This is a genomic window from Paracoccus sp. JM45, assembly GCF_003590715.1.
Lineage (GTDB): Bacteria > Pseudomonadota > Alphaproteobacteria > Rhodobacterales > Rhodobacteraceae > Paracoccus.
Window position 1 is genome coordinate 1 of record NZ_QQVY01000005.1, and the last position, 14188, is coordinate 14188.

17 protein-coding genes are annotated in these 14188 nt (G+C 56.3%); 11 read left to right on the forward strand and 6 right to left on the reverse strand.

Features of this window, described 5'->3' with window-relative positions; all coding sequences use genetic code 11:
- Window positions 1–199 (reverse strand): transposase (locus DWB67_RS09050; RefSeq protein WP_147385917.1); only part of this gene is annotated, 199 nt, incomplete at its 3' end.
- 192 nt (window positions 200–391) lie between these two features.
- On the opposite strand from DWB67_RS09050, the gene DWB67_RS09055 reads away from it, so the two are divergent.
- From DWB67_RS09055 to DWB67_RS09085, 7 genes are all read left to right on the forward strand, one after another.
- Entirely contained in the window at window positions 392–856 is a 465-nt protein-coding gene (locus DWB67_RS09055; RefSeq protein WP_182911536.1) for an MgtC/SapB family protein, read from the forward strand.
- Window positions 857–1040: 184 nt separating this feature from the next.
- Window positions 1041–2129, forward strand: a complete 1089-nt coding sequence (locus DWB67_RS09060) for a YihY/virulence factor BrkB family protein (protein ID WP_119807234.1) — start codon at window positions 1041–1043, stop codon at window positions 2127–2129.
- Window positions 2130–2312: 183 nt separating this feature from the next.
- Window positions 2313–2738 carry a DUF2382 domain-containing protein gene (locus DWB67_RS09065; RefSeq protein ID WP_119807235.1) on the forward strand — a complete coding sequence of 142 codons (426 nt, stop codon included), beginning with the start codon at window positions 2313–2315 and terminating at the stop codon, window positions 2736–2738.
- 10 nt (window positions 2739–2748) lie between these two features.
- Window positions 2749–3594 (forward strand): YsnF/AvaK domain-containing protein, encoded by an 846-nt coding sequence (locus DWB67_RS09070; protein WP_119807236.1) that lies wholly within the window; start codon window positions 2749–2751, stop codon window positions 3592–3594.
- 332 nt (window positions 3595–3926) lie between these two features.
- Window positions 3927–4472, forward strand: coding sequence for a hypothetical protein (locus DWB67_RS09075; protein ID WP_119807237.1), 546 nt, complete (start codon window positions 3927–3929; stop codon window positions 4470–4472).
- Window positions 4465–4860, forward strand: coding sequence for a phage holin family protein (locus DWB67_RS09080; RefSeq protein WP_119807238.1), 396 nt, complete (start codon window positions 4465–4467; stop codon window positions 4858–4860). The genes DWB67_RS09075 and DWB67_RS09080 overlap by 8 nt, the downstream gene beginning before the upstream one ends.
- Window positions 4850–5875, forward strand: a complete 1026-nt coding sequence (locus tag DWB67_RS09085) for a DUF3618 domain-containing protein (protein WP_119807239.1) — start codon at window positions 4850–4852, stop codon at window positions 5873–5875. Before DWB67_RS09080 ends, DWB67_RS09085 begins: the two co-directional genes overlap by 11 nt.
- A gap of 141 nt (window positions 5876–6016) precedes the next feature.
- Here the strand turns inward: DWB67_RS09085 and DWB67_RS09090 are convergent, their stop codons facing one another.
- Genes DWB67_RS09090 through DWB67_RS18025 form a run of 3 tightly spaced genes read right to left on the reverse strand, consistent with a single transcriptional unit; the run spans window position 6017 to window position 7529 of the window.
- Window positions 6017–6712, reverse strand: a complete 696-nt coding sequence (locus DWB67_RS09090) for an anti-sigma factor domain-containing protein (RefSeq protein ID WP_182911537.1) — start codon at window positions 6710–6712, stop codon at window positions 6017–6019.
- Window positions 6709–7266: a sigma-70 family RNA polymerase sigma factor gene (locus tag DWB67_RS09095; RefSeq protein WP_255418617.1), complete on the reverse strand. Its 558-nt coding sequence runs from the start codon at window positions 7264–7266 to the stop codon at window positions 6709–6711. Before DWB67_RS09095 ends, DWB67_RS09090 begins: the two co-directional genes overlap by 4 nt.
- The gene (locus tag DWB67_RS18025) at window positions 7263–7529 is read right to left on the reverse strand and encodes a hypothetical protein (RefSeq protein ID WP_182911548.1); all 267 of its coding nucleotides are present in this window, start codon (window positions 7527–7529) and stop codon (window positions 7263–7265) included. The genes DWB67_RS09095 and DWB67_RS18025 overlap by 4 nt, the downstream gene beginning before the upstream one ends.
- Between DWB67_RS18025 and DWB67_RS09100 the strand changes: the two genes are divergently transcribed.
- The gene (locus DWB67_RS09100) at window positions 7528–8310 is read left to right on the forward strand and encodes a DUF4394 domain-containing protein (protein ID WP_119807241.1); all 783 of its coding nucleotides are present in this window, start codon (window positions 7528–7530) and stop codon (window positions 8308–8310) included. The genes DWB67_RS18025 and DWB67_RS09100 overlap by 2 nt on opposite strands.
- A gap of 70 nt (window positions 8311–8380) precedes the next feature.
- On the opposite strand, the gene DWB67_RS09105 is transcribed toward DWB67_RS09100, so the two are convergent.
- Entirely contained in the window at window positions 8381–9091 is a 711-nt protein-coding gene (locus tag DWB67_RS09105; RefSeq protein ID WP_119807242.1) for a L,D-transpeptidase, read from the reverse strand.
- A gap of 203 nt (window positions 9092–9294) precedes the next feature.
- On the opposite strand from DWB67_RS09105, the gene DWB67_RS09110 reads away from it, so the two are divergent.
- Entirely contained in the window at window positions 9295–10116 is an 822-nt protein-coding gene (locus DWB67_RS09110) for an alpha/beta fold hydrolase (protein ID WP_119807243.1), read from the forward strand.
- A 534-nt stretch (window positions 10117–10650) separates the two neighbouring features.
- Here DWB67_RS09110 and DWB67_RS09115 read toward each other — a convergent pair.
- Window positions 10651–11340, reverse strand: a complete 690-nt coding sequence (locus tag DWB67_RS09115; RefSeq protein WP_119807244.1) for a GntR family transcriptional regulator — start codon at window positions 11338–11340, stop codon at window positions 10651–10653.
- Between the two features lie 164 nt (window positions 11341–11504).
- On the opposite strand from DWB67_RS09115, the gene DWB67_RS09120 reads away from it, so the two are divergent.
- Window positions 11505–13082 (forward strand): ABC transporter substrate-binding protein, encoded by a 1578-nt coding sequence (locus DWB67_RS09120; RefSeq protein ID WP_119807245.1) that lies wholly within the window; start codon window positions 11505–11507, stop codon window positions 13080–13082.
- A gap of 109 nt (window positions 13083–13191) precedes the next feature.
- A complete protein-coding gene (locus tag DWB67_RS09125) occupies window positions 13192–14184 on the forward strand; it encodes an ABC transporter permease (RefSeq protein ID WP_119807246.1) in 993 nt (330 codons plus the stop codon).
- Window positions 14185–14188: the final 4 nt, after the last annotated feature.

Here is a 14188-nt window from a genome sequence, read left to right on the forward strand (position 1 = left end):
GGCGGAACTGGCTGTTCCAGTTGCCGAAGGCGGGCGGCAGATCGCGCCATGGAGACCCGGTGCGAACGCGCCAGAACACCGCTTCCAGAAACAGACGGTTATCATTTGCAGTAGCCCCCGCGTCGCTGGCTTTTCCCGGCAAATGCGGCTCAAGCCGCCACCACACACGATCCGTCACCACAAAGCGCTGCTCGTTCATCCCAACCTCCGTTTGGGAGATTTGAATCAGAAATCAAAATCTATGGGAAGTATGATTGTCCACGGGCCCTAATCCGGGCGGGACTTATACGCCAAGTTAGCAACGCATAATCACCTGATATCCCTTGGAACCGAAACAAAAGCAGGCGGTTCGAAGTTTGATATGCGTCTGTCTGCGGAAGGGTTTGTTGTGATGGTAGAGTTTCCCGAATTCATTCTTAGAACGCTTTTTGCGGGTGCCTGCGGATTGGTGGTCGGGATCGACCGCGAGATCAAGGCAAAGCCATTGGGGGCGCATGCCTATATTCTGGTGGCCTTGGGGTCCGCCGCGCTGATGGTTGTGACGCTCAACTTCTCGCTCAGTTCGACGGCGAATGACGGCGATATGACCATTGATCCGACACGGCTGATCCAAGGTATTGTCGGTGGCATCGGCTTTCTGGGGGCGGGGGCGATCATGACCAGCGACGATTCCAACCGTTTGCGCGGTGTGGGCAGTGGCGCGGCAATTTGGGGGGCGGGCGCGATCGGTGTCGCTTGTGGCTTGGGATACCTGAAAGAGGCTGCCTTTCTGGCGGGCATTACCTTCCTGATCCTGAACCTGCACGATGTTTTTGAGCGCTATGCGGTGGCCAAACGTGGCAAGGATGACCAGTAACAGAAAAACACAAACGCTTGTTTTTCATCACTGAACCTGTTCCCTACGCCGAACAGTCGACCCCGGGCCATCAATCTTTGTGGCGTATAGTCAATGTTTATCAATAGGATAAGCAGCGGTTTCCCACGAACCAATTATGACAGCATGCGTTGCACCTGCAATCAGGTCGCAAGGAGTGCTTTTCATGACGAACCCTTCCCACGGACAAACGGCCGATAGCCCGGCCGAGATCCCGCGCGCAGGATGGTGGGACATTCTGCTTCGGGTGAAGGCCGAGGTGTCGAATGACCACGTCTCTGTCGTTTCTGCGGGGGTCGCATTTTTCGGTCTTCTGGCAATTTTCCCTGCAGTGGGCGCGCTTGTGTCAATCGCAGGCTTTTTCCTAAGCCCGTCGGATGTCGCGGGGCAGCTGGATTCAATCACTTCGGTTCTGCCAAGCGATGCTGCTTCGATCATTCAGGACCAGATCAATCAGGTCACGGGGGGCAATGACACAGCGACCGGTTTTGCGGCCATAATCGGTTTTGTGCTGGCACTTTATGGCGCGACGAAAGGCATGATGTCCCTGATGGAGGGGATGAACGTCGCCTATGACGAAGACGAGACGCGGGGGATTGTCGCGCTTTACGGGACGGGTGTCGCCCTGACTGTATTTCTGATCTTCGGTCTAATTCTGGCCTTCGGGGTGATCATTGTGGGACCGGCAGTCGTCAGCTTTCTAGGGCTGCCCGAGACGCTGCAGACGCTGATCCTGTGGCTGCAATGGCCGCTGCTGGCGTTTCTGACGATGCTTGGGCTTGCTGTCGTTTACCGGTTTGGCCCGTCGCGTGAAAATCCCAAATGGCGTTGGGTCAGCCCGGGGGCGGTCATCTCGACTGTTTTGTGGCTGGCAGGAACGGTGGCGTTTTCGGTCTATGCACAGAACTTCGGCAGCTACAATGAAACCTATGGCACGCTTGGCGGCGTCATCGTGTTGCTGACATGGTTATGGCTGTCTGCCTTCATTATTCTTGGCGGTGCCGAACTGAACGCGGAAATCGAACACCAGACCCGCAAGGACACCACCACGGGTCCTGCCATCCCGGAAGGCCAGCGCGGGGCGGTCAAGGCAGATACACGTCCTGACGGTAGCAAGGCCCGCCGCGCAGAAGAAGGCAATGACAATCCAAGTGCACAGACTGCACCGCGCAAGCGTCTGAATGCGCCTGTTCTTGGCATGTTTGCAGCGGCTGCACTGATGGCATGGACGGACCGGAAAGCAGGCAGGCGTTAATTCGCCGATACTGGATATGTGACCGGTGTGGATGCAACCCGCGTTGCACTGGTAATATATGTTAACTGCCGGAACATATTACCCTGACAAACGGTTTTTATTCCGAACAGCCAATAAAACGATGCAGCTGTTGGAATATCGCATTTTGGCCAAATAAGGCCGGATATAATAGGGCGTCATAACATGACCGCGGATAATAACTTTCGACCGGAAACGACAATACCTCTGGTCGAAGAAACGATTAACGTGGACAAGCAAAGCGTTGTGACGGGGCGCACGCGGGTCACAACCCGCACCGAAATTATTGAGGATAATGTCGAAGCCGAACTGGACAGGCATCAGGTGGATGTCACCCGTGTTCCGATCGGCCGCGACCTTGCCCCGGATGAACCCGTGCCCACCCCGCGAACGGAAGGGCACACCAAGATTCTTCCCGTGTTTGAGGAGTATCTCTTTGTCGAAAAGCGGCTTCGACTGGTCGAGGAAGTGCACATTAGGACAACGACTTCGGTCGAGGATGTGCGTGTACCGGTCACCCGCCGTCGACAGGTATCCGACGTTACACATGACGAAATAGCCGACCCGAATGCGATCCATAAACCCGTTTGAGGAGCCTATCATGGACTATGAAAACAACCGTACCGTCACTGCATTCTATGAAACCCGCGCTGCAGCCGACGCACATCTGCAGCAACTGACCGACCTTGGCGTCCCTGTCAGCGACATCAAGATCGTCGATGGTGCAGATGCCAATGAACCCGGTCGCCAGTACGAAGAAAAAGGTTTCTTTGAATCCGTTAGCGACTTTTTGTTGGGTGAAGAAGACCGCAGTGTCTATAACGAAGGCCTGCGCCGCGGCGGTTACCTGCTGACCGCACGCGTATCAGCTGAACATTATGATCAGGCGTTGATTTTGCTGGATAATGATCACGCAGTCGATATGGATGCCCGCAGCGATACATGGCGCGCCGAAGGTTGGGATACCGCCCCCGCGGCTGGCATGGCAGGAACCACTGACACCGGCGTTCATACAAATGCGATGTCTGCCGGACAGCCACAGCTTGATCCTGCGCTTACCGACGACAAGATCGAAGTCATCGAGGAAAGCCTGCGGATTGGCAAGCGCGATGTCAGCCACGGACGCGTCCGTGTCCGCTCGTATGTGGTCGAGGATCAGGTCAGCGAGGATATCGCACTGCAATCCGAACGTGTCGAACTGGAACGCCGACCGGTAGACCGTGCGGTCGAGCCGGGAACCGCAGCTTTCCAGGATCGCACGATCGAAGCAGAAGAAACTGCAGAGGAAGCGGTGATTTCGAAAGAAGCGCGGGTGGTCGAAGAAATTGACCTGAAGCGTCGTGCCGAGACTGAAACCGAAACGGTCAGAGACACTGTCCGCCATACCGAGGTCGAGGTCGAAGATGACCGCGATCTGGTCCAGACCGATACGCCGATGCCCCGCTAAGGGTTACAAATGGCATCAAAATTAACGCTGTAAGATGCTGTTAACCGATAAAAAAGGCGCCCCGCTTTAGCGGGGCGCCTTTTTATATTTACAAGCTGTCGAAAGCAACATTTATATTAATTAATTTGGAACCTGATCGGGTCCGAATTCATTTTAATACCAGAGAATTTGGTGGTCTAGAATAAAAAATATTGGATCGGCCAATCAATATAAATGGATAAATCCAGAACGTCGAATTGGAGTTTGTCATGACAAGCATATTTTATCTGATCGGTCTGATCGTGATCGTTCTGGCAATCATTAACCTCGCCTTTTAATCAGGAGGACCTATCATGGAACATACCACCAAGACTGATCCGTCCCTACGCGAAAATGCCACCCGCACCGCGCAACAAGCGGTGGAAAATGTGCAAGACACTGCTGAAAACCTGACGCAAAGCGCTAAGGCAGCCGTTGTTGACCGCGCAGATAGCGCCAAAAGCACAGCTGCGAATGAAGTCGATGGCGTCGCGTCGGCGTTGCGCAAGGCAGCAGATGAGTTGCGTGACGATTCCCCGCAATCGCGGACGTTCCGTCAGCTGTCGAACGGTCTGGCCGATTTCTCGGACACGATCCGGGATAAGGATTTTTCGGAACTGGCACGGGATGTCAGTGATTTTGCACGGCGCAATCCGGTGGTCTTTCTAAGTGGTTCGGTTCTGCTGGGACTGGTCGCATCGCGCTTTGGCAAGGCAACCGATCACGGGTCCTCTGTGTCCAGTAACAGCTATGCCGCAGGCAATGCGCCTGCAGTCCGGCCCGCAACGGCACCGCAGCCTGTTACCGCGCCCTATACCCAAACCCGCACCCCCGTAGCCGGAGGTTTGAACGATGGATAATCAGGTTAAATCCACCGGCGGCTTGTTAGGCGATGCAATGGGCCATGTCAGTTCTTTGGTCCGCAATGAGGTCGATCTGGCCCGCGCCGAGATCAGCGAGAATGCCAAGAAAGCTGCCATCGCTATCGGCATGCTGGTCGGTGCTGTTGTGATCGCATTGACTGCATTGAACGTCTTGTCCGCTGCACTTGTCGCAGCGTTGACAGAGGCTGGCATTGAAGCTGGGTGGGCTGCCCTGATCGTTGGCGGTGTTCTGGCAGTAGTAGCTTTCATCATGGTCTCGAAGGGGACCAAGGATCTGAAAGCAACGAACCTTGCGCCGACCCGCACCGCTCGCAATGTCAAACGCGACGCTGAAGTTATCAAGGAGACGTATCATGACCGCTGATACCCGTAGTCCCGCTGAGATCGAAAGCGATATCGAACGTGAACGTCATCGTCTAAGCGACACATTGGACGAGGTGCAAAACCGCTTTTCTGTCGAATATGTCGCGCGTCAGTTCACGGACCAGTTCAGTGAACATGGCAATGAAATCGGTCGTTCCGTTTCGGATTCGGTTAAAAAGAATCCGATTGCCTTGGCAGTGACCGGCATCGGTCTTGCATGGTTGATTTTCGGTAACGGTCGCGCACAGCCCGAACTTGGCCGCAATGACGCTGTTAAAGTCAGTCACAACCGCGAAGCCGACCTTCACCTGTCGCGCGGCACTTCGACGGCCTATGCGCCGATGCAAGAAGGGCAGACATCCGGCACGCTTCGCGCCGCAGGCCGTCTGCCGGAATGGGCCAAACGCGCGAAAACCATTTCAGGACCGCAAGTATCCCGCACTACGGATCAGAATTCCGGTCTAGGATTGGCCGACAAAGCATCCGGTGCAGTCGGTGCCGTAAGCGATCAGGTCAAGGCAGGACGTGACACTGCCGCAGACCAGATCCAGAACCTGCGCCAACGTCTGTCGGAAGGCACCGACAATATGTCGGAATCTGCCCGTGAACGTATCGTTACCGCAAGGGAGCACGCCATGAACGCCTATGACCAAGTTTCGAACGCCACGCAGCGTGGCCGCAGCCAGATCGGCGACCTTTATGACAAGCAGCCGTTGCTGGTCGGTGCCCTTGGGCTGGCCATCGGGGCGGCAATCGGTGCCATAGCGCCGCGGACCCGTGCCGAAGACGACCTGATGGGTGAACATAGTGATCACCTGTTCGCCGAAGCCGAACGCATCTATGACGAAGAAAAGTCCAAGCTGCGTGACGTTTCGAAAGAAGCGATGGCCGAAGCGAAAAACCAGGTTGATGAAAACATCGAGCGTTTGGGTGATGCCGCGAAGACGTCCCTGAATCAGGTAAAGTCATCGGCGAACGAGGTTCTGGAAACCGCAGAAGCCGAGGCAAAGCGCTGATATCCGGTGCAGACCGTCCTGCAGGATATGGTCAACCGAAAAACGCAAAATACCAAAACGCCCGACGAACCGGATTCGTCGGGCGTTTTGCTGTTCCGATGTCTCTTGCCAATCGGGCCGGTCAGATGGTCTGCACCGTTTTTATATCTGGGATGCGGCAAGCCCCTTGCCGACAATCGGACCGGTTGGCCGTCCGGTCGGCGATCCGCCCAATGGCTCCATCGTCACCTCATACAGCTGTTGTGCATTCGGCGTCGGCAGATCGGTGAAACGCAGACGTGTGGCTGCCGTATCATCCAGCGTGCCAAGCGAGGTTGCCCCCATTTCCTGTGACGGCAATGTCCAGACTTGCAAGGTGCGATCGGTCGGAACCTTAATATCGCTGACGAACCGGACGAATGCGGTATCATTGCCATAATCATCAATGACGGCCTGCGGTACGCCCTGTGCATCCAGCAGCACAGCCACAACGCTTGGTTCTGGAAATGGCCGAAGGCTTGCAGCGCCTATTCCGATTGCCAGCCCGATCACAGATGCCGCCAGAACACCAAGACGCCAACGCGTCGGGGCTGTGGAAAGATTTGCGGGTATGGGTTTTACAGGATGATCTTGTGCAGGCAGTGCTTTGCGGATCTGTTCGGTAAACCCTGCAGGCAGGCTTTGCGGTTGCGCGGATTGGTCCAGCGGCAGCATCTGGTCGCGCAGTTTTCCCACACGTCTGGCCAGTTCGGCGTCGCGGGTGATTACTTCCTCGATCAGCAGGGTTTCGGTCCCGCCAAGCAGGCCCAGAACATATTCATCGGACAGTGCGACAATCTCGTCTGAAAGCGGGGTCATGTCAGACATTCCTTCAATGCGTGCAAACCCCGACGGATCAGCGATTTTATGGTCCCCAGCGGCATGTCCTGCCGCGTGGCAATTTCGGACTGGCTGAAGCCTGCGACATGGGCCAGCAGGATGATTTGGCGGCTAGAATCATCCAGACCCTTCAGGCAGTCGCGCAGGCGGCTGGGTCCGGCCAGCAGTTCCCAATTCTCGGTCGGGACCACGGTTTGCCGGTGTTCCTGCAATATGGCCAGATCGGCTGGCGATAGAATGCTAAGCCGTTTGCCGTCGCGCAGGATGTTCAGGCAACGGTTGCGTAGGATCGCATAGATCCACCCCCGTGCCGAACCATGGGCCGCGTCGAATTGCACAGCCTTGCGCCAGACCAGCAGCATGGCATCCTGCAATGCTTCTTCGGCCAGATCGTGGCGACCCAGAATGCGATAGGCGACGCCCAGCAGCTGCGGGCCTTCACATTGAAGGATGGTGGTCACGCCGCTGTTGTCACCTGCCGCGCAATCCAGAAGCGCCTTGCGCAAAGCCGTGGCTTTGTCTTGTTCCGTCAAAATACGATCCTTCTGTCGGTATCGGGACGGCGCTGCCGCAGGCCATCGCATTCGGGGCAATGCCCCTGCGGGCACGATAATGAAGAATGTATTTTCTGGCACAGCGTCGCCCCTTTCAAAAGAGAAGACACAGACCTGTCATGGCCGGATGCAAAATAAATCTGCTGAAAAACTGCATCCAAATACGGTGGCCCCGTGTCTTCGGTTTTATGGACGGCGACGAACGCCGTGCTTTTTGAATTTCGCCGAAGGAAAATTGCCATGCTTCGTATCGCCGCCATCTCGACCACCGCATTGACCCTGTCGCTGTCCGCCGCTGCTGCCGCACCGGCTGTTGCCCTTGTGGATGACAAGACGCTGATCATGTTCGACACCGAGACATTGGAGGTGTCGGGCCGTATGGACGTAACCGGCGTCGACAGTCTGCTGGGTCTTGATCTGCGTCCCTCGAACAATACGCTGGTCGGTGTGACACCGGATATGACCATTGTCAGCATCGATACCGCCACGGGCGAGGCAACCGAGATGTCCAAAATGGACACGGCGCTGCCCGTTGGTGATATGCCCGTCATCGTCGATTTCAACCCGATGGCCGATAAGCTGCGCTTCATGACCGGCACCACTAACCACCGCGTCGATGTGGATACCGGCGCCGTGACCGTCGACGGAAGCCTTGATTGGCAAGAAGGTGACATGCATGTGGGTGAAACCCCCGCCATCGCGGCTGCCGCCTATATCAACAGCTATGGCAAACCCGAAAGCACCGCCATGTTCGACATCGACACGACCATCGTCGCGGTCATCCAGCAGGTGTCGCCCAACGACGGCACGCTTGGTGCCATCGGTAAACTGGGGATCGACGCCCCCGAAGCCAATTATGCCTTTGATATCCAGACCACCGAAAGCATGGAAAACATGGCGTGGTTGGTCAACGGTGCAATGCTGTATTCCGTTGATCTGGACACCGGTAAAGCGACCGAGGCCGGTATGATCCAGGGCGTGGACATGGTGATCCGCGACATCGCGATCCTGCCCGCCATGTAAGGCGGAAAAAAGCAGGCGCGGCCCCCGAACGGACCGCGCCTTGTTGCTGTTGACCCGTTCGGGTTTCCGATCACATCTCGGCGGTGGGCAAGGCCGAGGCTTGGCCTGTGCTTTTGGCCGAGGTCAGCACACGGACGCTGACACCGTGGCGGACGCGTTTGTCCAGATCAATCACATCATGATCCAGCAAGCGTATACAGCCTGATGATACGGGCTTTCCCAGATGCTCAGGCTCGCATGCACCATGGATTCGGTAGAGCGTATCGACACCGTCCTGAAACAGATACAGCGCCCTTGCGCCCAAGGGATTGCCGGGGCCGGGGGGCATGCCGCCATTGGCCACCGAAAACGGTTCCAGTTCCGGACGTCGGGCGATCATGGACGCGGGGACTTTCCAGCGCGGCCAGTCACGGCGAAATTGCATTCGCGCCGTGCCGCTCCATTCAAAGGCGGCAGCGCCGGTGCCTGCGCCATAGCGCATTGCACGGCCGTCCTTGCCGACCAGATGCAGATATCCGGCATCCGGATCGATGATCAGGCTGCCTTCGGTTTCACCGGGATAAGGGTTTTCGACCTCTTGCCGCCACAGGCGTTCGGGCACAACGCCTTCGGGCACTGCCGGAATCGGATAAGGTTCATCGGTGATGGCCCCGTAATGTGCAGGCAGCAGCGGAATGGGTTCGGGCGGTGGCGCAACAGGCGTTTGCTGACTGCCCTGTTGCGCGCAGGCAGCCAGCAGCGCGACAGAACCGGCAGAGGCAAAGGTGCGGCGGGTTATCATGGCATCGATCCTTGTTTGTTAGGGTCCCATACGACGCTGCGGGGTGGTTTGTTACAACCGCCGATGGTTTTTTGCAGGTGTCCATCATTGGGCGCGGCAAGGGGCGGGTGACAGGATGGTGAAGCCGGTGGTCCGGTCCCGTTGGAACAACGTGGCGGGGCAGGGGTTTGTCACGGAACATACCCAATGAAAGAGGTCGCGCCATGAACAGCCATACCATGACAGTCGACGATATCGAAATGCGGTGGGAGGAAACCGGCACCGGTGATCCTGTCATTCTGGTTCACGGCATCCCGACATGCCCCGCGCTGTGGCGCGATGTGGTGCCACATGTCGAAAACCGGCGCGTTCTTGCGTGGGAAATGCCAGGCTATGGTGCCTCGATCCCGCAAGGGAAAGACCGCGACATCTCGATCTCGGCGCAGGCGGATTACCTTGTGGCGTGGATGCGCAGCCAAGGCATCACCAAGGCGGTTCTTGCAGGACATGACCTTGGCGGCGGCGTCGTGCAGGTGGCCGCGGTGCGGCACCCCGAAATGGTCAGCGGTATCTTTCTGACCAATGTTATTTCCTATGATTCATGGCCTGTGCCTGTAATCCAGGGCGTTGCTGCGGCAGGTTCGATCCTGAAATACGCCCCCGACGGATCGCTGCACCGGCTGTTGAAAATGATCTATTCCCAAGGTCACGAAACCAAAGAGGCCGCACAAGCCGCCTTTGACACCCATTCCGGCCATTACGACCGGAACGAAGGTGCCGCCGATTTCGTCCGTCAGGCACAATCGCTGGATGTCGGGGATACCAAATCCATCGCAGACCAATTGCCGAACCTGAACATTCCCACGCGCCTTGTCTGGGGTGCCGCCGATGATTTCCAGAAGATCGAATACGGAGAGCGTCTGGCCAAAGACCTGAAAGCGCCGCTCTACCGGATCGAGGGCGGCAAGCATTTCACGCCCGAAGACCATCCCAAGCTTATTGCTGATGAAATCAATACGCTGATCAAAACCGTCGAGGCTAATTAGACGCCTAATAGGACATTGGCGCTAATATGCTTGGCATTTCCCAAGTCCATAATCGCTTGTTTCAGGTGGCTATGGCTTGGGTATAAGCCTGCCTGTCAAAAAATGCTGGTCACGCGCTTTGATGGTTTCATTTCAGGACCTGCGGCAAGGTAGGTCGTCAGCCTATACGGCTTCCGGCAGGTATGCCTGACCGCAAATGTCCATTTCCCGAACGCCAGATTATTTGGTTGCCCTGTCAAAGGTGAACCCTGATAGGGCAAGCCAATATTGATCTTCGTCTTCGCCTGATATTGAAAAGGTCAAAGACGAGACGCTCGGATTGCTTATCTGTTCCAATATGAATCCCATAACGTGCATTGGGTTTCAGCTGACACAACCAAATTCGCTTCTGACAAACAGTCAGGCGTCAAAATGTAGCTTTGGTCTGATGTCATGCTGATGCATTGGATCCATCAAGACATCGCCACAGATCAATGCTTACTGAAGGTCGGCAGGCGGACACCGAAAGCGATCGGAAAAACCTGCCAATCCTCTTCACTGGTTCAGCTCTTTTCCATAGTGCGACAGGATGGATTGGATACTATCTGTTTGTGGCGAAAGGGCGGCCCGTCCTGCTACGGCGCCCAGATGGTGTTCCATGATCCCGATCGCGCGCTTGTCATTGCCGTCACGGATAGCATCGATAATCTGCGAATGTTCATCGACTGCACAATCCGAAGAATGGCTGCGTGCATAAAGCGACATGATCAGCGAACAACGCAATACAACTTCGGACACATAGCGGGCAAGCACCGTATTGCCGGTCAGTTCGGCCAGCAGGATGTGGAACTCGCCTGCAAGGCGGATCGAGACAGGGCCATCTTTGCCCCTGACGTTTTCCTCTTGCCGCACATGCGCTTTCAGACGGTCATATCCGTTTTCGGGAAAACGCTGGCATAACAGGCGCACAACCTCGTTTTCAAGGCAGCGTCGCACCTCGAACACATTCTGCGCCTCTTCGCGCGATGGTTCTGCGACGAAGGCACCGCGGTTACGCAATGTGACCACCAACCCCTGATTTTCTAGACGGACCAATGCGTGGCGGACAATCGTACGACTGACGCCGAATTGTTCGCCAACGGTATCTTCGGGCAGACGCATGCCCGGTTTCAGGGCCTGTTCGATGATTGCCTTGCGCAGCAGGTCATGGACCGCATCGGTCAGCGTATTCTTGTTATCGCTCATGGTACGGCTCGCCCAATATATTCGCACAATTTGTATCGCATACAATTTTTTGCGTCAATTGGATACAATATGCTTGCCGTGTCTGATTCTGCCTGACATGCATTAATGATCGTATCCAATCTTGCCGGTTAAAAAGTACAATCGCCTTGAACAGGGACCAACGCATGACATTACGCCATCTTTTGATTGCAACAGCAGCAGTCGCCTCATTGGCAGGCGCGGCACAGGCCGAAAACGTTCTGAAATGGGGCGCCAACCGTGATATCGGATCGCTTGATCCCTATTCGTTCGGCGACAGCTTTACGATCAATGTGCTGAACCATGTCTATGAAGGACTGGTCCGCTATAACAAAGATCTGGAAATCGAACCCGCGCTGGCCGAAAGCTGGCAGGTTCTGGACGATCAGATCACCTGGCGTTTCAAGCTGCGTCAGGGTGTGACCTTCCATAACGGCAATCCGTTCACGGCAGACGATGTCGTCGCATCCCTGACGCGGGTCAGTGATGACACTTCGCCGTTGAAGGGTAACCTTCCGGCCTATGTCACTTCGAAGGCCGTCGATGACTATACGGTTGATATTACGCTGAACGGCACCTATCCGTTGTTGCTGAATGACCTGACCAACATCCATATCTTCGACAAGGAATGGATGACCGAACATGACGCGCTGATGCCGACCGACGTTGGCGCGGGCACCGAAGGTTATGCAACCTATCATGCCAACGGGACCGGACCGTTTATTGTCGAAAGCCGCCAGCCGGATGCAAAAACCGTTTTTGTTGCAAACAAGGATTGGTGGGACGAACCCCAACATAATCTGGACCGGATCGAATTCACCCCGGTCAGCAGCGCTGCGACCCGGGTGGCCGCCCTGCTTTCAGGCGAAATCAGCTTTACAGAAGATGCGCCGGTGCAGGATTTGCCACGGCTTGCCGCCGCCCCGAATATCGAGGTGCTGGAAGGTGTTGACCTGCGTACCGTGATGGTCGGTTTCCCGTTCCGCGATACGCTGACCACCGGCGAACCGAACCCCTTCACAGATAAGAACGTGCGGGAGGCCCTGTATAAGGCAATCGATCTGGATCTGATCCATCAAAAGGTCATGCGTGGCAAATCACGCATTGCAGGTGCCACCGTGGCCCCGCCCATCCCCGGCTATGTCGAGGCGCTGGACGAATTGCCGGACTATGATCCGGATGCTGCAAAGACGCTTCTGGCGGATGCCGGTGTGCCCGAAGGGTTGGAGTTCGAATTCAACTGTCTTAGCGACGGATTGGTGAACGAAGAACAGTTCTGTCAGGCCATTGCATCCATGTGGAGCAGGATCGGCCTGTCGCCAAAACTGGATGTGGCCCCGCGCGCCGTGCAATCGCCCAAACGCACCAATGGCAAGACCGATCTTTATACCCTTGGTTGGGCAACGCTGCCATTGCTGGACAGCTATTCCCCGCTTTTGCAAATCTTCCACACGAAAGACGGCAATGCCGGTGTCTTTAACTGGGGCGGCTGGTCCTTTCCCGAACTGGACGCGCTGATCGACGCTGCGGGCAGTGAACTGGATCTTGATGCGCGATTGGCTTTGCAGACCAAGGCGCTGCAGATGGTGAAGGACGAGATTATCATGATCCCCCTGCACCAGCAGCCGATGGCTTGGGCCATCACCGATGACGTCGCCGAGATGCCTTTGTTCCCCGATGCCAAGCCGCGTCTGTGGTTCGCCCGTATGGACGGTGAATCCTGAGGCCGGCATCCCGCAAACCTGTCGGGGGCCATAATCCCCCGGCAGATCGGATTTTAGCAAAAGAACAGGTGTGACATGCCCGTGATTCCCCAAGGCACAGAGGTTCGCGATGATTGCCTTTTTACTTAAACGCATCGCCAATGCTGCTTTCGTTATGCTGGCAGTCGCGCTTCTGGCTTTTGTGATTTTCCGGTTCTTCGGCGATCCGGTCGAAATGATGGTGAACGAACAGGCCACCTTGGCGGATCGTGTCGAACTGCGCGAACGGTTGGGTCTGAACGACAGTTTTATCACCCAGTATACGCGGTTCGTGACGGATACCGTGCAGGGTGATTTCGGAATTTCCTATCGGAACCAGCAAGATGTGATGGTGCTGATCAAGGAACGCTTTCCGGCCACGTTCGAGCTGGTGCTGGTGGCCACCGTCATATCGCTGGTCGTGGGTATTCCGGCGGGCGTGATTACCGCGGTCTATCGGGAATCGCGGTTGGCCAATATCCTGCAGCTTGGCTCTATTATCGGGGTGTCGCTGCCCAGCTTTGTGGTGGGGATTTTACTGATCCTTGCGTTCTCGGTGTCATTGGGCTGGCTTCCTGCCTTCGGACGCGGAGAGACGGTGGATATCGGGTGGTGGTCGACCGGATTGCTGACCCCTTCAGGGCGTGCGGCCTTGATGCTGCCGGCAATCTCGCTCTCGACCTTTCAGGTGACTTTGGTGATGCGCCTTGTGCGCGCCGAGATGCTGGAGACCCTGCGTGCCGATTATATCAAATTCGCCCGTGCGCGCGGGGTGCCGGCTGCGCGGGTGCATTGGCGGCATGCCCTGCGTAACTGCTTGATGCCGGTCATTACACTGACCGGAATGCAGATCGGCAACCTGATCGCCTTTGCCCTGGTGACGGAAACGGTTTTCCAATGGCCGGGCATGGGAATGCTGTTCATTCAGGCCGTCACCTTTGTCGATATTCCTGTCATGGCGGCCTATCTGATGATCGTGTCCCTGATTTTCGTGGTGCTGAATACCCTTGTCGACATCACCTATGCCTGGGTGGACCCAAGGCTGCGTGACGATACTGCCAGTGCTGGTGGCAGCAATGGCTAAGCCG